Below are 23,150 nucleotides of genomic sequence, written 5' to 3'. Positions count from 1 at the left end.
TTAACTAATCGCCTGAAAATTGCGGCGGGCGAGAATAGCACATATGGGTCGAAATTCCCCCTATTTCAAGCCCAGATAATCGTTAGAGTACCGAAAATACGTTTTATTCCTTAAAATGACCATTCATACTTCGTGGCCAAATCTCGGCAAATACCTATCAATTAACTGCCGGTATCTCTGCAACTAACTGTCGGTATCTCTGGCAGCGCGAGTAGACTGGGTTTATAATCCCGCCTCTTTTTTAGATCACAAATTAACCGGATTTAATCATGCCCGAGTTGGACAACCCGAGTACCCTTGAATCAAACTCAGAGACTCAATCAACCTTCAGCAAACCTGTGAAGAAATTGTTTATTCAAACTCATGGTTGCCAAATGAACGAGTACGACTCCAATCGTATTCGCGACCTTTTGGGTGAATCCCACCAAATGATCACCACGGACGATCCTGAAGACGCCGATGTGCTGTTGGTGAATACCTGTTCTATCCGTGAAAAAGCACAAGAAAAGCTGTTCCATCAGTTGGGTCGTTGGAAAAACCTGAAAACCAAAAACCCTGACGTCGTCATTGGCGTTGGCGGTTGCGTTGCCAGCCAAGAAGGCGAAGCCATCGCCGAAAGAGCACCCTTCGTAGACTTAATTTTCGGCCCGCAAACTCTGCACCGACTGCCAGAGATGATGGAAACACCGAGGGACAACGGCGCCGTTGTCGTCGACATTAGCTTCCCCGAAATAGAAAAGTTCGACAGCCTCCCGCAACCAGAAGCCGACGGCGTTTCTGCGTTTGTTTCTATTATGGAAGGTTGCTCCAAATACTGCACATTCTGCGTGGTGCCATACACTCGCGGTGAGGAAGTCAGCCGTCCGGTTGCCGACGTTATGCTTGAAATCGAGCATTTAGCGGGCCAAGGCGTTCGCGAAATCAACTTGCTCGGCCAAAATGTGAATGCCTATCGCGGCCCAGACAACGACGGTGACATTGTCGATTTAGCAGAACTTATCCACAGGGTAGCGGCGGTAGATGGAATCGACCGCATTCGCTTCACAACATCGCATCCGGTGGAGTTTTCAGACGCACTTATCGATACTTACGCCACCGTGCCAGAACTGGTCAGCCATATTCACCTGCCGGTTCAAAGCGGTTCCGATCGAATCCTAATGGCGATGAAACGCGGCCACACCTGCTTGGAGTACAAATCTAAGCTGCGTAAGCTCAAGAAAATTCGTCCAGATATCAGCTTTTCATCCGACTTCATTATTGGCTTCCCTGGCGAGACCGAAGCGGATTTCAACGACACCATGAAACTGATCAAAGACATGCACTTTGATAACTCCTTCAGCTTCATTTATAGCCCGCGCCCAGGAACACCAGCGGCTGACATTGAAGATGAAACGCCAGAAAGTATAAAGAAAGAGCGTTTGCGCGAGCTGCAGCATCAAATCACCAGCCAGGCACAAATCATCAGCCGACAAATGGTCGGAAATACCGAACGAGTACTCGTTTCGGGCTACAGCAAGAAAGATCCGGGGCAACTGTCTGGCCGTACTGAAAACAATCGAGTGGTCAACTTCCGATGCGATGATGCCCGCTTGATCGGTAAGTTTGCAGACATCTTAATTGAAGAAGCCTTACCCAACTCACTGCGCGGAATTTTACTCGCCAGCGAATTAGAAGCGGATTTCTGATAGCGGAAATCACTAAACAGTCGCCAAAATTACAAAACGTGCAATCAACAGCGGCGTATATTAGAAATTTCACTGAATTTTACCTAGGATTCTAGTCTAATAACGCTTCTCTGATTGCCCGTTTTGGTTTAGGCTACTTTCAGAGTTTTCAACCGCGAAGGACGGTTACTAATTTCCATTGAATAATCACACAACTACAGCCTCCAAACCTGACAATGCCGCCGTTGACTCAGCAAGCCAAGATCAAAATGCTGAACCATCTGCAAACACCGCTCAGACTCAAACTCACCAACTAGCTTTAGAACCAGCCGACGCTAAGCGATTGGCAAGCTTGTGTGGTCAGTTCGACGAACACATTCGCCAAATCGAGCAACGATTGGGTGTCGATATCAGTTCCCGAGGCAACCAGTTTGCCATTTCCGGTGACACTTCGAATGTTGAAGCGGCCAGTGCATTGTTGGCTAACCTGTACAAAGGTACCGAAGCATCGGTAGATCTCACGCCCGATGAAGTCCATCTCGCACTTCAGCAAGCAAGTTTGGAAGTACTCACAAACGGCAACAAACCCAGCGTAGAATCCCAATCTGGGGCCGACGACAACATCACGCTGATTCGCACCAAAAAGTGCACCGTCAAACCGCGCGGTCGCAATCAGCAAAAATACGTGCGTGCGGTACAAACAAACGACATCAATTTCGGGATTGGTCCGGCTGGCACCGGTAAAACTTACCTCGCAGTGGCCTGCGCGGTAGAAGCCCTATTAAAAGACGAAGTCGAACGAATTCTATTAGTCCGCCCGGCGGTCGAAGCCGGAGAGAAATTGGGTTTCTTACCCGGAGACCTCTCTCAAAAAGTGGACCCTTATCTTCGCCCACTGTACGACGCGCTCTATGAAATGCTCGGATTTGAAACCGTCGGCAAACTCATCGAACGCAACGTGATTGAAGTTGCTCCCCTAGCCTACATGCGCGGTCGCACACTCAATGGCGCTTTTGTAATCCTCGATGAAAGCCAAAACACCACGCGTGAGCAAATGAAAATGTTCCTGACGCGAATCGGTTTCGGCAGCACCGCAGTCATCAACGGCGACCCCAGTCAAATTGACTTACCTCGCGGCCAAGCCTCGGGGTTAAAACATGCAATGCAGGTTCTCGATGGCGTTAACGGAATTAGTTTCACCTTTTTTGGCGCCAAAGATGTCGTCAGACATCCGCTGGTTCAACGCATCGTAGAAGCCTACGATCGAGCAGAGCAAGAGAACGAATCCGATAAATCATGAGTTTCGCACTAGACCTGCAAGTGGCCTGTGACAGCACAGAGCTACCGGATGAAGACTTACTGATGAGTTGGGCTCAGTCGGCGTTGAGTGCCGATAATACTGAGTCGGAAATGACCATCCGGATTGTCGATGAAGACGAAATTCAAACACTCAATCGCGATTACCGCGCAAAAGATAAACCCACCAATGTATTGTCCTTTCCGGCAGAGATTCCTGAGGAATTGGGACTGAGCTTGCTGGGTGATCTAATCATTTGCGCCGATGTCGTCAACGAAGAAGCCAAACAACAGGGGAAAACCCAAACTGCTCACTGGGCTCACATGGTGATTCATGGCACGCTACACCTCCAAGGCTATGACCACATTGAGCCAAATGACGCGGAAATTATGGAAAAACTGGAAATCGAGATACTGCAAAAACTCGGCTTTCCCGACCCTTACGTCATAAGTGAATAGCACAGACATGAACGTTTACCTAGGTACAGTTCGATTTCTAAACAGGAGAGTTTACCCCCCATGAGCGAAGACTCATCGAGTAGTCGATTGTCCTCACGAGGCCAAGATAAATCTTGGTTAGATAAGTTGATGTCGAGCTTTTCGGCAGAACCTAAATCCCGTGAGGACCTACTCAACATAATCAAAGAAGCCGCAGCCAATCAATTACTTGATGACGAAGCTGTCGGCATGATTGAAGGCGCAATCGACGTACAAGAACGCCAAGTCCGAGAAGTTATGATTCCACGCTCGCAAATGGTGGTGATCAAAGCTGATGAAGGCCCTTCCGATTTTCTCCCTACGATTATCGAATCCGCTCACTCACGGTTCCCCGTTGTCGGCGATTCTATGGATGACATCAAAGGAATTTTGCTTGCAAAAGACCTATTGCCACTGATTTTAAATGGCACCGATGGCTTCTCTCTCGATCATATTATTCGTCCGGCGAGTATCATTCCTGAAAGCAAACGCTTAAATGTGTTGTTGCGAGAATTCAGAGAAAACCGCTACCACATGGCATTGGTGATTGATGAATACGGCGCAATTGCCGGATTAGTTACCATTGAAGACGTATTGGAAAAAATCGTCGGTGAAATCGAAGACGAAACTGACGAAGACGACGACGGCTATGTGCGTAAAGTCTCCGACAGCGAATACGTCATCAAAGCCCTGATGCCCATCGAAGAATTCAACGAAGAATTCGAAGCCGGCTTCGACGAATCCGAAGTCGATACCATTGGCGGCATTTTGATTCGTGCCTTCGGCCACCTTCCGACCAGAAACGAAGTTACTGAGATCGACAATCACATATTCCGCGTTTTATATGCGGACAGTCGTCAAATACATTTGATACGCTTAACGCTTCCAGAGTAACAGTAATCAAACACTGCCTTTTCCACCGGAAAGGGCAGTATTTTTAAAGCGGCGAAGATTTTGACACAAGACTCACACTCTATTGTTGAAGCGCACCAGGCGTCTTCTATCAATTCTTACTACCCCAAGCTTTCTCGACTCCAGTCATTACTCACTCTCATTGCCACCGCAATTGCAGGCGCAATCGCCACACTCTCTATGGCACCTTGGGATTACTGGCCCATTGGCTTAATCAGCTTTGGCGTACTTACTTTGGCTCTAACTCGGCCCATGTCGCCTTTTTTGCTAACGCTGGTATTTGCCTGCGGTTTTTTCGGCACCGGGGCGTCTTGGGTATACGTGAGCATTCATCAATTTGGGATGACCTCAAAACCTCTGGCCATACTTCTTACCAGTGCCTTCGTGTTTGGCTTAGCCGTTGTTTTCGCGTTACCGTATTTGCTGTTTCGAAGACTCGTCGGCTTTTCTCCCACAACCATTATTGTTTTTGGTGCTCCCGGTTTTTGGTTGTTCGGTGAATGGCTGCGAAGCTGGTTTTTAACTGGATTTCCGTGGCTCTATTTAGGCTACGGCCACCTGAGTTCACCACTGGCGGGTTACGCCCCTGTTGGCGGAGTTCTGCTGATTACCGCAGCCTCGATTTTGAGTGTCGGGTTTTTCATTCAATGCGTGCGCTTAGTTGGGAAAAAGCAAAAATTATCCGCTGGATTATTAGCAGCAACCGTCGCCGGAATTTGGCTAACCGGAAGCGTTTTATCGACCATTACCTGGACCCAAAAGCAAGACACAGAAATTAACGTGGGTATTGTTCAAGCCAATATTCCCCAGGAAGTAAAATGGCTCCAAGGCTTTCGCCAAACCACATTGGACCGCTTCACATCAATGACCAACGAACTCTGGCACAACGATCTTATTATCTGGCCGGAGGCTGCGATTCCGATGTTGTATCAAAGCGCACGGCCTTATTTGGATGAAATGAGCGACGCCGCCAAAGAGCATAACAGCGCGATAGTGACCGGCGTTCTTTACGAAAATTTCGAATCCCGAAAAATTCACAACAGTATTGTTGGCATCGGTAATGCCGAAGGTATTTACCACAAAACACGTTTAGTACCCTTTGGCGAATACGTACCGCTTGAACAGTGGCTGCGTGGAACCTTGGCCTTTTTCGATTTACCGACGTCCATCATTGCTGCGGGAGAGCCCGGACAAAGTGGGCTAAAAGTGGGTGATTTAATTGTCTCTCCTTCGGTGTGCTACGAAGTCGTCTACCCAACACTGGTGGCAGGCTTAGCTCAGAATTCGCATTTACTATTAACAATTTCCAACGACGCTTGGTTTGGCGATTCAATCGGCCCATTGCAACACATGCAAATGGCACAAATGCGCGCACTAGAAACCCAACGTTACCTTGTACGAGCCACCAACAACGGCATCAGCGCCGTCGTCGACCCAACCGGCAAAATGACTGAACAAACAGCCCAGTTCACTCAAGAAACACTGTCGGGGACGATTGTGCCCATGACCGGTGCAACACCCTTTATGACCTGGAAAAACACTCCCGTCATTGCCCTCTTTCTAGGCTTAATTTTCTGTGCTTTTCTAACTCGTCGAGCGACAGCACCAAAATCCTATTATTAAGAATTGTCGTATATAAAAAATACTGGTTCAGGATCGATTCAATAATCAAATCCAATAATGCATCCACATACCTGAACCATTATTCACTTTGGGAGCCGTTACAATCGCTCAAAATCGCGAATAGTTCTCGTGCATTTTTTATGAAAAGCCTATAAATTAACCAAAGATGTATTTTGTGTTTTAACCAACTCGTTAATCTTTTTGGAATTGGCCTGTGAAAATTACACCGAATAGTCTGTTGACGAAAATACTGTTTGTCATCCTTTGTCTATCGCTCACCAGTTGCTCGCAAACCAAATTGGCTTACGGCTTTTTGGATAACTGGATTCGTTGGCAAGTCAACGACTACGTCGATTTGAACAAAGATCAAAGCAAAGCCTTAAAAAGTGCGAGTAAAGACTTTCATCGCTGGCATCGAGAAAACGAACTCGTTCGTTATTCAAGTTTTATTGAAGAAACCATCACCCAACTGGATCAGTCAGAAATTAATACTGACGATGTAGCGTCGGTTCTCGACCAAGTTCAGCAACTTTGGGATACGAGCGCCCAACAACTTCAAAAACCAACGATTTCTATTGTCTCTACGCTGAGCGAAGAGCAAGTTCAAAACATCTTAACAACCCTAGAAGAACAAGAAAAAGATAACTTAAAAGACATTGAAGAAACCACATTCGAAGAGCGTCAAGAAAAACGCATCAAAGGCGCCCAGAAATTCTTTGCAAAATACCTGGGAAAACTAAACGACGAACAAAAACAAATCATTGCCGATTCATACAATCTCGGTAAAAGCACACACCCCTACGGCACGGAAAGAAATAGAAAATGGCGCCAAGAATTTAAAAGCGCATTATCGAGTGATTTGAACCAACCAGAAAACGAACAACAGTTAACAACGCTTCTTTTCAAGTACCCAGAGCATCTCAATGAAGAGCACCAAAAAATCAGTGAGCACAATCAACAAATCACCTACAACATGATTGTGCAATTGCACAAAACACTCACCAAAAAACAAAAACGCAAACTGTTCTCTAAACTCCGAAAATATCAGACAGACTTTCTTGATTTAGCTGGAATTGACGCTAAAGAAAAGGTTTTGAAAGCGGGGATATAACCAACAATGATAGATAAAAGAACATGTTCTAAAACTTAAACAACCAATTCATATATAAAATTAGAATCAAGTAAAAAAGAAGTTACTACAAAACAATATATTGTGAACAGCATCACACCTTGACTGAAAAACCGAGTTTATTTATTTTACATATACCAATAAGCATAAAAACTCTCACTCGGTCAATAGTATGGATACTCGCAAAGAGAAGTTCTACATCAGACTAAAAGAAGCATTTCAAGAATATAAAAAGGAAATTTGCTTCATTCTAGTTATTGTCGCAATAATACTTGAAATCATTCCTGATGAAGTTTTCAATTTTTCTCCAGGAGTTAAAGAATCAGCTCAATCTTCACTAATCTTCTCTTTAATTTTAATTTGCATTGAAGTTTTATTTGATATTTTTAATAAATTAAAAGACAGCAACAAACAAATATCCATTGTAGAATCACCAGATTTAATCGACAGAATCTACAATCTAACCAGCAATGAAAACAGAATCACTATAAAATATATCGCCATAGCTGGAACGACCGGATGGGGTACCGTTCTATCTAAATTTCTCGATAAAAACGACAAGCATTCCCTACTGAACAAAAAGATAAAAATTGATATAGCATTAATCGATAATAAAATCTTAGATAGACTAGAAACCAGTCGAGAACGATACGAATCCGTCACGACTACAGTAAAAGAAATTCAAAGAATAAAACGTAAAATTGATTCCCAAAAACACCTCGATGTAAGCATTAACCTTTATCGATACAACCACCTCCCCAACTTCGTAGGCTATTTAATTAACGACAATTATCTATTTACAACGTTATCTTATTGGGAAGTTGAGGACGGATCTGAGAAAAACTTAGTCCTTCGTGGAGGCCGAAGACCTCACATTATTTACGATAAAAATGATGGTTTTGGTGGAGCCTATTACATTCAAAGGTTTAACGGCTGGTTTGAGTACATACAATCGAAAGAAAACCAACCAGAACCGACAACTCAAGAACACAATCTCGAAGAATTACCCGCGTAAATGTTTGTTTAAATTTCATAATTTGTTTTTTATTTTATACAAAATAAAACCCATCCAAGCGATAGAAAACAAAATCAGGCCACTGCCAATATAAAATGCAGAGTAAGCAATAAACTCTGTTTTATCGAGGCTGTTTGTCATAGTCAGTAAATTTCCCCAGTCGTGGCCTAACTCGTTACCGCTAATCAAGGGTAATGCTCGGTATCTAGCATCAAGAATATACGGCGATATATCAATAAAACTCTGACCACACCACCACAGCATTAATCCTGCGGCAAAATTATCTTTATTTTTCAGTGAAAACGCGAACATCAATGCTAATGGCATAGCCACCTGAAATAGGCTTCCACCTAAAATCGCCATAAACCGCCCGAAAGGGATAAACAGTACATGGCCAAATTCATGAAAAGGTAAGATAACACTGTGCAAAAACGACCCGCCAATACGCTGCCAATCGATACCGCCGACAATAAAGTACATTCCCCAAACAGAAAAAATAATCAGTGTGAATAATCGTCCGTAAAATAAGGGGGTGGATACGTTTTCTGGCACACTAAGAAAAACATTCGCTAAAGAGGAAGAGAACGAATGGCGCAGCGATTGACGCGACGAAGACTGCACAGCATCTAAAGATGGCTCTTCGTTAAGGTGCTTACTTTTATCTCGCCATTTCTGGTAAGCAATACCACAGCTTGGGCACAGCCCTTCATGTACATGTTGGTCTGTAGATTGTCTGACGTAGCCACAACTAGGACAGGGAGATTCAGGGTTCATAACGCTAAAGTCAGCTGAATTGATTGATTGGTAAACTTAACGAGCTTCTGATTAACCTTAGCAGAATTCTTTCTCCTCTAATCAGAATCAAGCTCAAAAATATCATTATAAATTACCGATTATTCCTACCAACAGTTTTCAACATCCAGGACCAATTCGGGATACGGCTGATCACTAAAGCAAGAAAAATAAGTGTGCAACCCAATATTTGCAGCTCACTCATGCGCTCATCAAACCAAAAGGATGCAATAATAGCAGCCCAAACTGGCTCAAGAGTCATCATCAATGCAGCACGGGTTGCAGTGGTAATTCGCTGTGCTGAGGTTTGAATAAAAAAACGCAAACTCGTTGCAATCAGCACACTGGCTAACAACCAATACCAGGTTTCTACCGGAGGTGTTAAATCCCACGGCTCTTGCACAACCAACGACAGCAATAAGGATATAACACCCACGCAGAGCAATTGCACAGAAGTCAATGCAACTAAAGGAACCTTAATAGCTGCACGACTGTTCAAGGAAAAATAAATGGCAAACAGCAATGCAGAGGTTAAAAAAGCGGACTCAGCTAAATTAAACCCAAAGGAACTTTCCAGCGATAAAGCAGCTAATCCTGCAATAGCAATGGGCAGTGTAAACCAAACTTTTCGGTCGGAACGCTCGCCAAAAAAGAGTTGTACGACCGGAACTAGAATAACACCCAAACTGGTAAGAAATGCCCCAACACCAATGTGTTCCGCGTAGTGAAGGCCATACACCCAAAACACAATGGCAATGGAGAAAAACACACCCACCACCAACGCGGTAATCCAGTTTTCTTTGGTTAACGCTAATAACTGACGTGTTCCAAAAATACCGAGAATCACAGCGGCTAAAATAAATCGAACACCAATAAACAACAGAGGCGCCCAATGCGTAAGCACCTCTTTAGAAAACATCCAACCAAATGCCGCTAAAACGGTAGCAACAATTAATAATAAGTCGGCGGTTAAGTAGGGCCTATGACTTTTAATACGCATTTCTCTCTGTTAAAAATCTATTGACTATGGACATTTATAATTACACTAATTTGTTTAAAGCTATTCTGCTTAAGGTCGTACAAACCGCAAAAAGAATTTTTGTTAAACACAAATTTGTTAAACACGCAAAAGCGATTATTTTGGATGAAAACTATTAAGAGTTTATTGAATGTTTTTTATCAAAAAATCCACCAGCACTCTTACTCTTTTCGCTCTCTGACTATTTTGCGGAAAATACAAAAACAAGCCCGGATAAGTAGCCCAATATTGTTTTAAAACGGGAATAAGTTGCTTGTTATCGAATTCAGTTGTCACAATCGGCTCGACAATTCTGCCGATACCCAACCCCTTTCTCGCAGCGTCAACCATCATATCGGTATCATTAACGATAACTGCCGGTGACGTTTTAACTTCAATTTTATTCGCTTCTTTTTCCAGTACCAATGGCGCCAACTGATTCGAAGTAATAAATCGATATTGAATCATTCGGTGTTTTGCCAATTCCTCTAGCGTTTGGGGAACACCGTAGCGTTCAAGGTAGCACTCAGATGCAAATAACGCTTCTTTCATGGAATGAGTTAATTGCTTCGCCACCATGCCTTCTTCTACTTTGTGGCCAAACCGAATACCGATATCAATGTTTTCCGATACTAGGTTCATAGTCGCATCAGAAATAACCACTTCTAACTGAATATCCGGATAAAGCTGGCAGAAATCCGCGTATATTGGCTTTAACAACCAATCATAAACAAACTTAGGCAAGGTAAGACGAACTTTGCCCGTGGGCTCTCGACTCAAATCGTGCACAGTTTCTAACGCGGTATTCAACGATAAAACCGCCGCCGTTGTGTTGTCGTACAGCAAGCGCCCCGCTTCTGTTAGCTCCATTGATCGAGTCGTACGAACCAATAACGGAAGTTCCAAATTTGCCTCCAACGCCTTGAGTGCGTTACTCACCGAAGGCGGCGCCAGCTCAAGCTTTCGCGCGGCACCGCGAATACTGCCCTCTTCGACGATGGCGTGAAATATCAGCAGTTGATTGTACGTAGCACCTCGCATGCGTACCTCTTACACCCTCACCCTTAGAGAAAAACCTGACTATTAACTGTTAGCTTAATACTAACAATTAAGTAGCTAATAAGCATCTAAATATTATGTATGGCACGGCATATACTGCTTGGCAGTTACCACCGTTTCTGCTGCTTGAGGAGATGTCATGAGTCGGGTTGTTGTTATATCGGGTCACCCTAATTTGGAAAAGTCACACACCAACAAAACCATTTTGAATTCACTTGCAGACAGCTCGCCGGATATTGAAATACGACGATTGGATCAACTCTACCCAAATTACAATATTAATGTTGATGCCGAACAAAAAGCATTACTTGAAGCCGACATTATTATTTTACAGTTTCCATTTTATTGGTATTCCGTACCCGGGTTACTTAAAAAATGGCTTGACGATACTCTTAGTTATAATTTTGCCTACGGCTCTCAGGGTGACAAACTGAAAGGTAAAGATTTTATTTTGTCGTTCACCATTGGCGGACCCGAAGAGTCATACAATCCATTGGGTTACAATCATTTTAACATTGAAGAATTAATAAAGCCGCTGGAGCAAACCGCATATTTAACGGGAATGAATTATCATCCGCCAGTCTACAGCCATCGAATGGTCTATATTCCTGGTGTTTATAATACTCTTGAAAATGTAGCGCAACGAGCACAGCATCATTGCAAAGTGCTACTTCAACAATTAAATCATCTAATACATTCCCCAGAAAAGAAACTACAACAATTTATTACCCAATGGTTTACCCAATTTGATGATTTAACACATAGCGAACTTTATTATTTATCGCATCTATCAAATGATGTTTCGTTACATATGCCCGAGGGAAACTTTACCGGCCACCAGGGTTTTATCGCGTGGTACAAAAAAGTCCAGTCTGCATTTAAGCCTAATTGCAACCATCAAGTAGAGCAAATAGACATCCATAATTCTGGAAAAGATTTTAAGGTCGAGCTACGTGTGCGCCTCGTTGCTGAAACCCACGAACATTCCGAATACCAAGGCAAGCCCGTTAATATTTTAGTCAATGAAACCTGGCTTGGAACCTTCAACCATCGAGAAGAATTTATTATTCATGATTACCGCGTAACACCAACAGCAAACTGAGTTGCTCACCAATTATTAAAGCTCATTTGGCAATCTTTTTAAAAATCCATTTAACAGTCCATTTAATACTCGATCGACACATTTTTAGGAGACATTATGACTCGTTTAAATTTGAAAAATACATCAACCCCTATCAATCGATTGGGTTATGGAGCGATGGTGCTAGAAGGTTATTACGGCGCCATCAGCGATGACGACAGTGTTAATGCATTAAAATACGCCATTGAAAACAATGTAATGATTGATAGCGCTGATGCATACGGCGCTGGGCGTAACGAGTCATTAATTGCAAAAGCAATTAATGGTCAACGAGACAAAGCGTTTATTGCGTCCAAATTTGGCATTGTCTTTGACGAAACCGAGCAAGGCAACACGATCGAAACAGGTTGGGGATTTGGTTTGAACATTAACGCAACGCCCAATTATTTTGCCAAAGCTTTGCGTGCCAGTTTAACCCGACTCAACACAGACTACATTGATCTTTATTACGCTCATTATCCAGATCCCAATTTAGACATCGAAGAAACCGTCGAGGCAATGGCACGAGAAGTTAAGGAAGGTAACATTCGTTATCTGGGATTAAGTAATGTTACCGCCGACCAAGTTCGTCGCGCTCACGCGGTGCATCCAATTGCTGCTGTTCAATACGAATATTCATTGTGGCGAAGAGAGGCCGAGATCGATTTATTACCCACACTTCGAGAATTAGGAATTGCATTAGTTGCCTGGTCGCCGTTAGGCTCTGGATTCCTAACAGGAAAAGTAAACGATCTCGCCGAAAACGATTTTAGAAATAATAATCCCAAGTTTGTCGGAGAAAATCTGAAAAATAACCAAGACAGATTCGCACCTTTATCAAAAATTGCACAAGATTTAGGAATTACAACCGCACAATTGGCACTGTCGTGGCTGTTACATCAGGGTGAGGACATTTACGCGATTCCTGGTTCACGCAAAATATCACGCATTAAAGAAAACGCCGCCTCTGAAAGCATCGATTTATCGCCAGAAATACTGAATAAAATTAATCAGCTGTTTCCAATTGGCGCCGCAGATGGAGACACATTAGTGTAAGCGTTTCTTAGTGGGCCAATACATTAGCGCATTCACACCGCAGGACACCACAGCACAATAACGTTATCGGAGAATATTCATTCATCATCTTTAGATTTCACTTGACAACAGTGACACTCTACACTAATTTCTGTAATTACAGAAATTAGTGTAGAGAAGAAAATGAAGTTAACACCGGTAATGGAAAAGTACATCCTCCACTGGGGAGAAATGGGCACACGCTGGGGCGTCAACCGAACCGTAGCCCAAGTTCACGCATTACTTTTCTTGTCATCAGAGCCAATGAATGCCGAAGAAATTACCGAAACCTTAGGGGTCGCTCGCTCGAACGTCAGCACCAGCATTAGAGAATTACAAACCTGGCAACTGGTTAAAGTTGTGCACCAACTGGGAGACAGGCGCGATCACTTTGAAACCACCAAAGACCCCTGGGAGCTGTTCTACACCATTATTGAGGGTCGAAAAAAGCGAGAATTGGATCCAACCATGACCGTTTTGCGCGAATGCGTGCTGGAAAGCGAGCAAGACAAGAAAACCCCCGCAGAAGTAAAAGAGCGAATAAAAGACGTCTTGGAATTCACCGAAACCCTAGATACGTGGCATCAACAAATTAAAGTCTTGCCGAAACCAACACTGCAAAAACTGATTAAGCTGGGATCAAAAATACAAAATTTTTTGGGGAAATAGCTCTCCCCTTTTTTGCCCTATAATTTCTGTTAATACAGAAATTACTGTAAAAAGAAGAAATGTTTTAATAGGAGACCGGATATGAACACACTCACATTACTTTTCGCCGAAGCTGCACTGTGCGTTGCAGTGAGCATTGCACTAATCCTACTGATCAAACCGCCGCTAAAAGCAATCCTAACCGACACCTGCGGCACGGTAGAACGAGCTAATTTCTGGGTCATGTTCACCCAACTTATGCTGGTAATTTCTCCCTTAATGGTAGTCATCTATTACGCACCGACAACCGCGTACGAACACATCAACCTTGCCGATGAACTGCGCCAAGCGGTATTTCGCATACTTCTAGGTGGATTCATCGCCTTAGCCGTAATCGGCAGAGTCATTGGTAAAAGCATCAAGGCAGACAACCCATAAAACGCAAATGGAGCACTACACATGCGTATTTTAATAACAGGAGCAACCGGTTTTATCGGGAAAAATTTAATTCCTAAATTAATCGACGATGGCCATACAGTTATTGCCTGCGCAAGAAATCCCGCATCCCTTAAAAATCAACACGCTAGAGTTCATACTCTGGCGGTGGATTTTTCTGAGGATTGCACGCCTTCAATGTGGATACCAAGATTAAACAATATCGACATTGTTATTAATGCCGTCGGAATTATTAAAGAGCAACAAAACCAGACCTTTCATCAAGTACACACCGAGACGCCCATCGCCCTATTTAAAGCGTGTGAATGTGTGGGCATACAATGCGTCATTCAAATATCTGCTTTGGGCGCCGACGAAAACGCACTCAGCGATTATCACATCAGCAAATTTAAAGCTGATCAATACCTGAGAAATAGCTCGCTCAACTGGACGATTATTCTACCTTCAATTATTTACGGTCCGGGAGCGAAAAGCATGGCGTTATTCAAAGCTGTGGCCGCTTTACCAAAAATTCCGCTGATTGATTCTGGCGATCAGCTTATTCAACCAATCCATGTTGACGACGTAACCCAAGCGATAACTTATTTGGTCAACAAGCCCTTTAATACCAATAAAAACCTAGAATTTGTAGGCCCCGAGCCGATCAACTTAAAAAACTTGTACATTCAATTAAGGAATTCTCTTGGCTTGTCAGCGCCGCAGTTTTTCACACCTATTCAATTTTCCTTTATATTAACAGTAATACTTAAAACCGGATTATTACAAAACACACCTATTTCAAACGAATCGATCGGCATGCTAAAAAGAGGAAATACCGGAAATCCTCAAGCATTTGTGAATGAATTCGGATTTACGCCACAAAGTATTGATCGTGCACTTGAGCAGCATCCCGATAATCAAGCGGATCGCTGGCACGCCAAATTATTTTTTATAGGTCCGCTTTTACGCGTAACTATTGCTCTGTTATGGATATTTACCGGAATTACGTCTGCGTTTATTTTTCCGATTGAAACCAGTTATAAAATGCTGGCAGACATAGGTATGCCGACAAGATTCCAGCCGCTGATGCTCTACGGCGCTGCTTTGGTTGATGTCAGTTTAGGCGTGGCCATGTTACTTCGTATCCACCTTAAAACCACGGTAATAATTCAGATTATTATCATACTTGCCTACACCTTTATCATTAGTGTCTGGCTACCTCACCACTGGATACATCCCTTCGGGGCAATCACTAAAAATTTCCCTTTAATTATCGCCACCTACGTGATGCTGATTTTGGAAAAGGATTAACACAAATGGAATATTTGCTGATTAAAACCCTTCACATTTTAAGTTCTACTTTACTGTTCGGAACCGGTATTGGCAGCGCATTTTATAAATGGATCACCGACAGAAGCGGAAATTTACAGGCGATAGTAAAAACGAATCGTTCCGTGGTATTGGCGGATTGGATTTTCACCACGCCCACCATCATCATTCAGCCCATTTCTGGATTTTGGTTATTGCATTTATTGGGATTTAGCCTCACTCAAGATTGGGTGGTCGCAACCATTCTACTTTACCTGTTCGCGGGTGCGTGTTGGCTGCCGGTGGTATGGCTACAAATACGAATGAGAGAATTAGCCGATAACGCGCTGGCGAATAATGAAAAACTCGGTGCAGACTATCAGCACTACGCACGCATTTGGTTTTGGTTGGGAGTTCCTGCATTTATCGCCATGATTATCATTTATTTTTTAATAGTATTTAAACCAACATTTTTGTAAAACGTTTCATTAAGGAGCCTCTGATTAACGATAAAAACAGCGGCCAACGGCGAAAGCTCTGTTTTCTACACAGCTTCAAACCTCATGATCAATGGTTTAAGTTCAGTGGTTTAAGTTCAGTGATTTAAAAAAGTAACTTAGAAGCTTCACCTTACCAAGTTAAGTCAATTTAATATAACCACCCAGTAAAACATTCATACAAATCGCGCCAGACAATTTTGAACAAACAAATACGCTTTCAATAATCATCATTCTTTGAATAACAGCGCGTTAATTAAGGCTTATCACGTTCAGAGCTTTTCTACGTTACTGTGACTTTTCTCGCAGTCGCCCGCCATAGAGGTTAGACAATTCTGTAATCGAAATGATACGATATAACATCAATGAATATCTGATTATTATTTAGATTATCTTTTCCTGACTGCTTCCACTGTTCCCGGTGAGCATTTCAATTAGGAGTAAATTGTGAAAAACCTTTCTGCGCGGGCAACGCTGTTGCATTCCGTCACCCTATCCAGTTGCGTATTAATGGCTAACGCCGCGTTGGCTCAAGCCAATGAAACCAAAGAAAACCGTGAACTCGAAAATGTCGTGGTTATTGGAAAACGCCAAGCCTATCAGGGACAATTTACTGCATTAGAAACACCTCAATCAGAACTGACAATTGATTCAGAAGCACTGCGCAATGCTGGTGCAATTGATCTTAATCAGGCGTTGGATCTTTCCAGTTCGGTTGCTCGCCAAAATAGCTTTGGCGGTTTGTGGAACAGTTTTGCAGTGCGTGGCTTTGTCGGTGATGGCAATCTACCAAGCAACTACCTTGTTAACGGCTTTAACGCCGGTCGCGGATTTGGCGGTCCACGCGATCTTTCTGGAATTGAATCCGTTGAAGTTTTAAAAAGGCCCACGCGCGGCGTTATTTGGCCGTGGCGAACCTGGCGGCACCATTAACCTTGTCGCTAAACGTCCAACGTTTGAAACAGACGGTGAAGTACGTTTATCTGCGGGCAGTTTTGATACCTACCGTACCGATGTCGATTGGACCTCACCGCTTTCCGATAGCGTTGCCGTTCGTGTTGTTGGTTTTTACGAAGACGCTGAAAGTTTTCGCGATACCATCGAAACAAAAAAACAAGGGTTAACGCCGTCTTTTACTTTCCTATTAAATGAACGTAGCCAACTGGTTTACGAACTTGAATACAGCCATCAAGAAATTCCTTTCGATCGCGGCGTTATTGCTATTGATGGTGAACTCGGTGTTATTCCTGAACGCCGTTTTCTTGGCGAGCCTGGCGATGGCCCGATAGAAACAGAAGCCGTCGGCCATCAAATCGAATTTCAACACGACTTCAACGATAACTGGAGCGCACTTCTCGGTTTTAACTACCGCGATACCTCACTAGAGGGCTTCGCCACTGAGAATGGATTTTCGGCCCCAGATGAAGACGGTAACTTCGGACGTTTTCGTCGATTCCGCGACTACGATGCTACCTATCAAGTATTTCGTGCCGAGATCAGCGGCAGTTTTGATACAGGTGATCTCGCCCATCGAATTATTGTGGGTGTAGATGCTGACGAATTCGAAAACGACCAATTTATTTTACGAATTCGCAACCGCGAATTTAATCAAGAAATTAATATCTTCAATCCCGTATTTGGCGCATTCGAATTACCAGAGCCTTTACCCAATGCTGATCGAATTGAAACTCAAGAATCGGTGGGCTTATACATTCAAGATCAAATCAGTTTGACCGAAAAGATTGATATTCGATTGGGTGCTCGTATTGATGACTACGATCAAAAGCTCAATAATCGCCGCTCGAATACAATCTCAACCTTTTCCGAAACACAGGTGAGCCCACAATTTGGTGTCGTTTATAAAGCCACCGAAGCACTGTCGTTGTACGCCGTTTACGGAGAAAATTTCCGGCCACTGTCTGGGGCAACCGATGATAATAATCTTGACCCTAATGAATCAAAATCAACAGAAATCGGTCTTAACTTTACCTTAAACAACGGTGCCATTGAGGGAACCTTTGCAATTTTTGATGTTGAACAGTCAAATATTTCAACGGTAGACGAAGACTTTAATGCAACTGCTGTTGGTGAAGCAGGCAGCCAAGGCGTTGAGCTTGATTTAAAAGGTGATTTAACCGATACATTGAGCGTTTGGTTGTCTTACTCGTATATTGATGCTGAAACCGAAAACGCGTTTAATGATCCTGATTTCGGCACTGTCGTTCCTGCGGGCTCCGATCTTTTAAATATTCCTGAAAACCAACTCAGTTTGCGCGTAGTCCAGCGCACGCAACTGGCGGGCAAGTCATTGGATTTAATCGGTGGCTTAACTTACGTAGACGAACGCAACGGTTTCTTCAGCGATCAAGATTTTAAATTACCCAGCTACACCACCGTTCAAATCGCTACCAATTACGAAATCTCAGAATTTTTGGAATTACGCGCAGAAATAAATAACTTGTTCGACGAAGAGCATTACACCAACTCTTTTGCCGACGTTTGGGTGCAACCAGGCACGCCGCGTAATGTTCGTCTATCCACAACATTCCGGTTTTAATGCTATGAAATTACAAACCCATTCACTGCACATTACCCGTTCTGGAAAAGAAATTTTAAAAGGAATTACCTTTGCCGTTGACACCGGAGAAGTGTACGCCCTGCTCGGCGGTAACGGTGCGGGAAAATCAACAACACTGTTGAGCTTTTTGGGATTTCTTTCGCCCTCAAGCGGTACGATTCAAGTCAACAATAAAGACGTGACTTCCGATGTAGCCAGCGCTCGTAAAATGATTGCTTATTTACCCGAATCGGCGTCTTTGTATGAGCATCTCAATGCCCGAGAAAATATCGAGTATTTTCTGCAATTAGCCGGTACCAGCGCCAATAAAAACGACATTGACGCAGCACTTGACCGGGTGTCGTTAGCAGCCGAAGCACGGCTGCGTAAATTGCGCGATTACTCCAAAGGCATGCGACAAAAAGTCGCAATTGCCTTGGCGATATTACGCGATACCGACGTGTTATTGTTGGACGAACCCACTTCCGGTTTAGACCCCAGCGCCATTGATGAATTTCATCAACTGATTCGCAGCCTTGCCGACTCGGGAAAAACCATTCTTATGGTTACCCACGATGTTTACGGCGCCTGCCAAGTGGCCGATAAAATCGGCCTGCTGCGCAACGGCACATTAGTGGGCGAATTTACCGCACAGGGTGAAGAAAGTATCGACACCGAAACCGTGCACAAAGCATTTTCATCATCAATTGGTACGTCATCACACGCAGAGCCGGCCTAAAATTTATGAAATCAATACTGCTTATTGCAGCCAGTGAATGGCGTTACTGGTTGCGATCACACCTTGCGCTCGCCGCAGCGCTTATATTTTTTGTGCTTATTATTGCCGTGAGCGTATTAACCGCCGCGCGCATGGAAGCAGAAAAACACGCCAGATCGCACCAACAAGCCGAAGCCGAAGAAACATTTTTAGCACAGCCAGACCGCCACCCCCACCGGATGGTGCACTATGGTCATTATCTTTTTCGGACGCCAGCGCCCCTGTCTATTTTCGATCCCGGTCTCGATACGGTAACAGGGCAATCGATTTTTCTTGAAGGCCATCGCCAAAACACTGTGATGTTTGCGGAGTCTTCAGCCAGTGCCGACTTTGGTGGTTTATCTTGGTTAAGCCCGGCGTTGGTGTACCAACTGTTTGCACCCTTGGTAATTATTTTATTGGGGCACGGTTGCATTTCTCGCGAACGAGAATCCTCAGTACTCACACCGCTGTTGGCAATGGGAATTAGCGGTCATCAATTAATACTGGGTAAAGCACTGGCATTGGTGTCATTTACAGTATTGTTGCTGTTACCGTTGATTGCCAGCGGTGCAATTGCGCTCGCCAATGGTGAAAGTGTTGTTGCCTTGCTGTCATTATTCGGTGTGTACGGCGCTTATTTATTGATTTGGGTTATTTTAACCCTGCTGATTTCCGCCACACTCAGCAAACGATCAACCGCGTTGGGTGCCATGACCGGACTGTGGATTGGTTTTTGTTTAGTGCTGCCTTCTATCGCAGTTAACATCACCACCGATGCAAAAACAGTGGCAGGAAAAATCGAAACAGACCTTACGATGCTATCGGATCTTCGTAAGCTCGGCGACGGCCACAATGCCAACGACCCAGCTTTCCAACAATTACGTGCAGATTTATTAAAACAACACGACGTAGAGCGCATTGAAGATCTTCCTGTTAATTTTCGCGGAGTCGTGGCGATGGCATCGGAAGAAAAACTCACAAAGGTATTGAATGAATACGCCGAGTCACGCATGTTGGCCGAACTGCAGCAAGAACAACATTTATTAGACTACGGCTTGCTCACACCGGTATTGGCCATTGCCTCTGCTTCGCGTGCAATCGCCGGTACCGATTTGGCCCATTACCATCATTTTCAAAGAGAAGCCGAAGCCGTGCGATTCGATTTTGTTCAAGGACTCAATCGAGCACACGTTGAAGAACTCTCTTACGAAAACGACATCAATCGCAACAAAGATGAAGCCTCTTGGCAACGTGCCCGCATTGACGCCTCTAATTGGCAAGTGCTCGAAAAATTTGAATTTCAAACAACGAATATTTCTGAGCGCGTATCAACGGTTTCTTCTTCGATTCAAATGTTATTGCTTTGGATGTTGATTGCGTTTGGCGCGCTGCTTTGGCGCGGAGGAAAAATAAAACCATGAGTACCTTTAATGCCTTAATGCGCGAAATAAAATTTACCGCGCGCGACCGAACCGTCGTATTTTGGATGGTAACGGTGCTTGGTTTATCGGCCATATCATTGGCTTTTGGTCTTGCAGAAGTAAAACATCAACAAGCGACTATTCAACAGTTGCTTGATGCCAATCAGCAAGAGCGTGATGCCGAATTTGAAAAACTGAAAGACTGGGGCAGCGCAGCTTATTATACGTTTCACCTAACATACGACGCCCCTTCCGACTTTGCTTTTGCGGCACTGGGACAGCGGGACGTACAACCCTGGAAACACCGCATTAGAATGCTTGCCCTTGAGGGACAAATTTACGAACGTGATGTGGGCAACCCAAGTATTGCTCTTATTGGTCGTTTCGATTTTGCCTTTTTTACCGCGTTTATTGTTCCGCTGGTGCTGATCATTCTGTTATACGATTTGAGAGCCAGCGAAAAAACCGCCGGTCGTTATAATTTATTAGAAGCAACTGTCGGGCAGTCATCATCTTTTTGGTTTTTACGGGCGGCGGTTCGTTCGGGCGCGTTATTTTTGTGTTTAATAGCAACACTGTTTATTGCTGGAATGATCGCAGGAACGGCGGTTAGTAAATTATTATTGGCCGGTCTTTGGGTGTTGATTTACATTATTTTCTGGACAGTCATTTGCTTTTTTATCGCCGCTTGGCGTAAACCCGGTTCCGTTATTTTAATGACGCTGATCACTGTTTGGGTTTCAACCGCTGTAATACTGCCAGCACTCTCTCGCCTCGCCATTGATAAATTAGTGCCCGTGCCTCCAGGCGCCGATATTTTAATGATGCAGCGCGAAACGGTGAACGACGCTTGGGATTTACCAAGAGAAACCACCATGAACGCATTTTTTGAGGAGCATCCGCAGTGGTCTGATTACCAGCAGGTGGAAAGCTCTTTTGAATGGCAATGGTATTACGCCTTCCAACAAGTCGGCGACCAAAAAACGCGAGATTTATCCACCGCGTATCAAAACGGTCGATTACAACGAGCCGACATTGCCGCGTGGGTTTCCCTACTGGCGCCGCCGTCGCTTCTCGAAAGATCGCTGCAAGCGTTGGCGAATACCGATTTAAACACCAGCATTGATTACGAAGAAAGCGTGCGCGCATACCACGCCGCGTTGCGTGAATTTTATTACCCGAAATTTTTCCTCAATCAACCTTTCGATAAAGCATTACTGAAGAATTTACCCAAGTTCGAACCTAATCAGTAAATGTTTGATATCTCACTAACCGGGAAGTAACAACGCTTACTTCCCGCATTTGATAGAATTCAGCTCCCCGACAAAATCGGCATCCTCACCTTCTCTCTGTCCTCTTCTTCTGCTTATTACGTTAGAAATAAACCTTTCTGCTAACCGCCAACTAACAACCAACTCATAAAAGCCCGCCAATAACGTTTAAGACTTAAGCAAAATGTTGACTGGGAGTTTTAGACCGCGCTGCTTGAGATGTACCTATTCCAATTACGTGCGACAATGGATGTCATGCTCTAGAACCGTTTTTATGTTTCTACACAAATACAATTACTACAAATACAACTACTCAGAACTATGAAATTTAGCGCTGCTCTATTGATAACCATTTTTTTGTCTTTACTGTTTTATGGGTTTGGCATTGCCACAGCTCAGTATAAAATTTTTCCTTACGAGTTCATTAAATCAGCAAAAAAATTCTTTATTGGCGAATCGGATGCCTACACGCCACCAAGATCCTACTACTACCAACATCGAAAATCGTTTTTCGACGCATTTGGCCAAGAAAACTATGACGTTGTTATGATTGGCGACAGCATTACCGACGAAGCGGAATGGGAAGATTTATTTCCCTCGCTAAAAATCGCCAACCGAGGTATCAGCGGCGATACCACAGACGGCATTGCAGAGAGGATCGACAGTATTGTTTCAACCAGCGCCAATAAGGCGTTTATTATGGTGGGCCTAAACGATTTTCAACGCGGAGATTCCGTTGACGCTGTATTTTCTCGCTACCAAAACATCGTCAACGCTCTGCTCGATAACCACACCACGGTTTATATTCAATCAACGATTTTAGGCGGCAAAAATGCCTCGCATTTAAACCATTCAATTACAGCACTCAATGAGCAACTGAAACTGTTTACCGAGACAAATTCGAATCTAATATACGTCGACATTAATAAAAATTTGAGTCACGAAAATCTTCTCAATGCAAAATATTCCAGTGACCACATACACCTAAACGCAGAAGGTTACCGAGCTTGGCGAGAAAGTATTTCGCAGTACATGCGGTGAGGAAGGAGAAGAAAAACGGCGACCTAGAACATG

22 protein-coding genes are annotated in these 23,150 nt (G+C 43.8%); 19 read left to right on the top strand and 3 right to left on the bottom strand.

The window, feature by feature from the left end:
* Positions 1-269: 269 nt before the first annotated feature.
* The 7 genes from miaB (at position 270) to LU361_RS09390 (ending at position 8,116) form a co-directional block, all read left to right on the top strand.
* Positions 270-1,685, top strand: coding sequence for a tRNA (N6-isopentenyl adenosine(37)-C2)-methylthiotransferase MiaB (gene miaB / locus LU361_RS09420; RefSeq protein ID WP_286206467.1), 1,416 nt, complete (start codon positions 270-272; stop codon positions 1,683-1,685).
* A 178-nt stretch (positions 1,686-1,863) separates the two neighbouring features.
* Entirely contained in the window at positions 1,864-2,964 is a 1,101-nt protein-coding gene (locus tag LU361_RS09415; RefSeq protein WP_434064664.1) for a PhoH family protein, read from the top strand.
* A complete protein-coding gene (gene ybeY, locus LU361_RS09410) occupies positions 2,961-3,419 on the top strand; it encodes an rRNA maturation RNase YbeY (RefSeq protein ID WP_233088593.1) in 459 nt (152 codons plus the stop codon). The genes LU361_RS09415 and ybeY overlap by 4 nt, the downstream gene beginning before the upstream one ends.
* Before the next feature lie 60 nt (positions 3,420-3,479).
* Positions 3,480-4,331 carry a CorC family transporter gene (locus LU361_RS09405; RefSeq protein ID WP_233088592.1) on the top strand — a complete coding sequence of 284 codons (852 nt, stop codon included), beginning with the start codon at positions 3,480-3,482 and terminating at the stop codon, positions 4,329-4,331.
* 60 nt (positions 4,332-4,391) lie between these two features.
* Positions 4,392-5,972 carry an apolipoprotein N-acyltransferase gene (gene lnt / locus LU361_RS09400; protein ID WP_233088591.1) on the top strand — a complete coding sequence of 527 codons (1,581 nt, stop codon included), beginning with the start codon at positions 4,392-4,394 and terminating at the stop codon, positions 5,970-5,972.
* A gap of 214 nt (positions 5,973-6,186) precedes the next feature.
* The gene (locus LU361_RS09395; RefSeq protein WP_233088590.1) at positions 6,187-7,083 is read left to right on the top strand and encodes a DUF6279 family lipoprotein; all 897 of its coding nucleotides are present in this window, start codon (positions 6,187-6,189) and stop codon (positions 7,081-7,083) included.
* A 190-nt stretch (positions 7,084-7,273) separates the two neighbouring features.
* Positions 7,274-8,116, top strand: coding sequence for a hypothetical protein (locus LU361_RS09390; protein WP_233088589.1), 843 nt, complete (start codon positions 7,274-7,276; stop codon positions 8,114-8,116).
* 15 nt (positions 8,117-8,131) lie between these two features.
* On the opposite strand, the gene LU361_RS09385 is transcribed toward LU361_RS09390, so the two are convergent.
* From LU361_RS09385 to LU361_RS09375, 3 genes are all read right to left on the bottom strand, one after another.
* Positions 8,132-8,890, bottom strand: coding sequence for a hypothetical protein (locus tag LU361_RS09385; protein WP_233088588.1), 759 nt, complete (start codon positions 8,888-8,890; stop codon positions 8,132-8,134).
* 112 nt (positions 8,891-9,002) lie between these two features.
* A complete protein-coding gene (locus LU361_RS09380) occupies positions 9,003-9,908 on the bottom strand; it encodes a DMT family transporter (protein ID WP_233088587.1) in 906 nt (301 codons plus the stop codon).
* 162 nt (positions 9,909-10,070) lie between these two features.
* The gene (locus tag LU361_RS09375) at positions 10,071-10,967 is read right to left on the bottom strand and encodes a LysR family transcriptional regulator (RefSeq protein ID WP_233088586.1); all 897 of its coding nucleotides are present in this window, start codon (positions 10,965-10,967) and stop codon (positions 10,071-10,073) included.
* 157 nt (positions 10,968-11,124) lie between these two features.
* On the opposite strand from LU361_RS09375, the gene LU361_RS09370 reads away from it, so the two are divergent.
* From LU361_RS09370 to LU361_RS09315, 12 genes are all read left to right on the top strand, one after another.
* Positions 11,125-12,087: an NAD(P)H-dependent oxidoreductase gene (locus LU361_RS09370; RefSeq protein ID WP_233088585.1), complete on the top strand. Its 963-nt coding sequence runs from the start codon at positions 11,125-11,127 to the stop codon at positions 12,085-12,087.
* A 96-nt stretch (positions 12,088-12,183) separates the two neighbouring features.
* On the top strand, positions 12,184-13,161 hold the full coding sequence (locus LU361_RS09365) for an aldo/keto reductase (RefSeq protein WP_233088584.1): 978 nt from the start codon (positions 12,184-12,186) through the stop codon (positions 13,159-13,161).
* Positions 13,162-13,323: 162 nt separating this feature from the next.
* Positions 13,324-13,848, top strand: coding sequence for a GbsR/MarR family transcriptional regulator (locus LU361_RS09360; RefSeq protein WP_233088583.1), 525 nt, complete (start codon positions 13,324-13,326; stop codon positions 13,846-13,848).
* Between the two features lie 81 nt (positions 13,849-13,929).
* A complete protein-coding gene (locus LU361_RS09355; RefSeq protein WP_233088582.1) occupies positions 13,930-14,265 on the top strand; it encodes a hypothetical protein in 336 nt (111 codons plus the stop codon).
* A gap of 21 nt (positions 14,266-14,286) precedes the next feature.
* Positions 14,287-15,573, top strand: coding sequence for an SDR family oxidoreductase (locus tag LU361_RS09350; protein WP_233088581.1), 1,287 nt, complete (start codon positions 14,287-14,289; stop codon positions 15,571-15,573).
* A 5-nt stretch (positions 15,574-15,578) separates the two neighbouring features.
* Entirely contained in the window at positions 15,579-16,049 is a 471-nt protein-coding gene (locus LU361_RS09345; protein WP_233088580.1) for a DUF2269 family protein, read from the top strand.
* A 465-nt stretch (positions 16,050-16,514) separates the two neighbouring features.
* On the top strand, positions 16,515-17,000 hold the full coding sequence (locus tag LU361_RS09340) for a TonB-dependent receptor plug domain-containing protein (RefSeq protein WP_233088579.1): 486 nt from the start codon (positions 16,515-16,517) through the stop codon (positions 16,998-17,000).
* The gene (locus LU361_RS09335) at positions 16,996-18,624 is read left to right on the top strand and encodes a TonB-dependent siderophore receptor (RefSeq protein ID WP_233089521.1); all 1,629 of its coding nucleotides are present in this window, start codon (positions 16,996-16,998) and stop codon (positions 18,622-18,624) included. Before LU361_RS09340 ends, LU361_RS09335 begins: the two co-directional genes overlap by 5 nt.
* Positions 18,625-18,628: 4 nt before the next feature.
* The gene (locus tag LU361_RS09330; protein ID WP_233088578.1) at positions 18,629-19,363 is read left to right on the top strand and encodes an ABC transporter ATP-binding protein; all 735 of its coding nucleotides are present in this window, start codon (positions 18,629-18,631) and stop codon (positions 19,361-19,363) included.
* 5 nt (positions 19,364-19,368) lie between these two features.
* Complete coding sequence (locus LU361_RS09325) at positions 19,369-20,805, top strand: ABC transporter permease (protein WP_233088577.1); 1,437 nt, start codon at positions 19,369-19,371, stop codon at positions 20,803-20,805.
* On the top strand, positions 20,802-22,058 hold the full coding sequence (locus LU361_RS09320) for a DUF3526 domain-containing protein (protein ID WP_233088576.1): 1,257 nt from the start codon (positions 20,802-20,804) through the stop codon (positions 22,056-22,058). Before LU361_RS09325 ends, LU361_RS09320 begins: the two co-directional genes overlap by 4 nt.
* Before the next feature lie 360 nt (positions 22,059-22,418).
* Complete coding sequence (locus LU361_RS09315) at positions 22,419-23,117, top strand: GDSL-type esterase/lipase family protein (RefSeq protein WP_233088575.1); 699 nt, start codon at positions 22,419-22,421, stop codon at positions 23,115-23,117.
* Positions 23,118-23,150 lie beyond the last annotated feature (33 nt).

This window comes from Sessilibacter corallicola (assembly GCF_021290925.1).
Lineage (GTDB): Bacteria > Pseudomonadota > Gammaproteobacteria > Pseudomonadales > Cellvibrionaceae > Sessilibacter > Sessilibacter corallicola.
Note: the sequence above shows the minus strand (reverse complement) of the source record. Positions and strands in the feature narration are given on the sequence as shown.

Bases quoted from the DNA above. Each gene is read 5' to 3' on its own strand.
- miaB (WP_286206467.1), top strand. From the start codon at position 270: ATGCCCGAGTTGGACAACCCGAGTACCCTTGAATCAAACTCAGAGACT.
- ybeY (WP_233088593.1), top strand. From the start codon at position 2,961: ATGAGTTTCGCACTAGACCTGCAAGTGGCCTGTGACAGCACAGAGCTA.
- LU361_RS09405 (WP_233088592.1), top strand. From the start codon at position 3,480: ATGAGCGAAGACTCATCGAGTAGTCGATTGTCCTCACGAGGCCAAGAT.
- LU361_RS09390 (WP_233088589.1), top strand. From the start codon at position 7,274: ATGGATACTCGCAAAGAGAAGTTCTACATCAGACTAAAAGAAGCATTT.
- LU361_RS09385 (WP_233088588.1), bottom strand. From the start codon at position 8,890: ATGAACCCTGAATCTCCCTGTCCTAGTTGTGGCTACGTCAGACAATCT.
- LU361_RS09380 (WP_233088587.1), bottom strand. From the start codon at position 9,908: ATGCGTATTAAAAGTCATAGGCCCTACTTAACCGCCGACTTATTATTA.
- LU361_RS09375 (WP_233088586.1), bottom strand. From the start codon at position 10,967: ATGCGAGGTGCTACGTACAATCAACTGCTGATATTTCACGCCATCGTC.
- LU361_RS09370 (WP_233088585.1), top strand. From the start codon at position 11,125: ATGAGTCGGGTTGTTGTTATATCGGGTCACCCTAATTTGGAAAAGTCA.
- LU361_RS09365 (WP_233088584.1), top strand. From the start codon at position 12,184: ATGACTCGTTTAAATTTGAAAAATACATCAACCCCTATCAATCGATTG.
- LU361_RS09360 (WP_233088583.1), top strand. From the start codon at position 13,324: ATGAAGTTAACACCGGTAATGGAAAAGTACATCCTCCACTGGGGAGAA.
- LU361_RS09355 (WP_233088582.1), top strand. From the start codon at position 13,930: ATGAACACACTCACATTACTTTTCGCCGAAGCTGCACTGTGCGTTGCA.
- LU361_RS09350 (WP_233088581.1), top strand. From the start codon at position 14,287: ATGCGTATTTTAATAACAGGAGCAACCGGTTTTATCGGGAAAAATTTA.
- LU361_RS09345 (WP_233088580.1), top strand. From the start codon at position 15,579: ATGGAATATTTGCTGATTAAAACCCTTCACATTTTAAGTTCTACTTTA.
- LU361_RS09330 (WP_233088578.1), top strand. From the start codon at position 18,629: ATGAAATTACAAACCCATTCACTGCACATTACCCGTTCTGGAAAAGAA.
- LU361_RS09325 (WP_233088577.1), top strand. From the start codon at position 19,369: ATGAAATCAATACTGCTTATTGCAGCCAGTGAATGGCGTTACTGGTTG.
- LU361_RS09320 (WP_233088576.1), top strand. From the start codon at position 20,802: ATGAGTACCTTTAATGCCTTAATGCGCGAAATAAAATTTACCGCGCGC.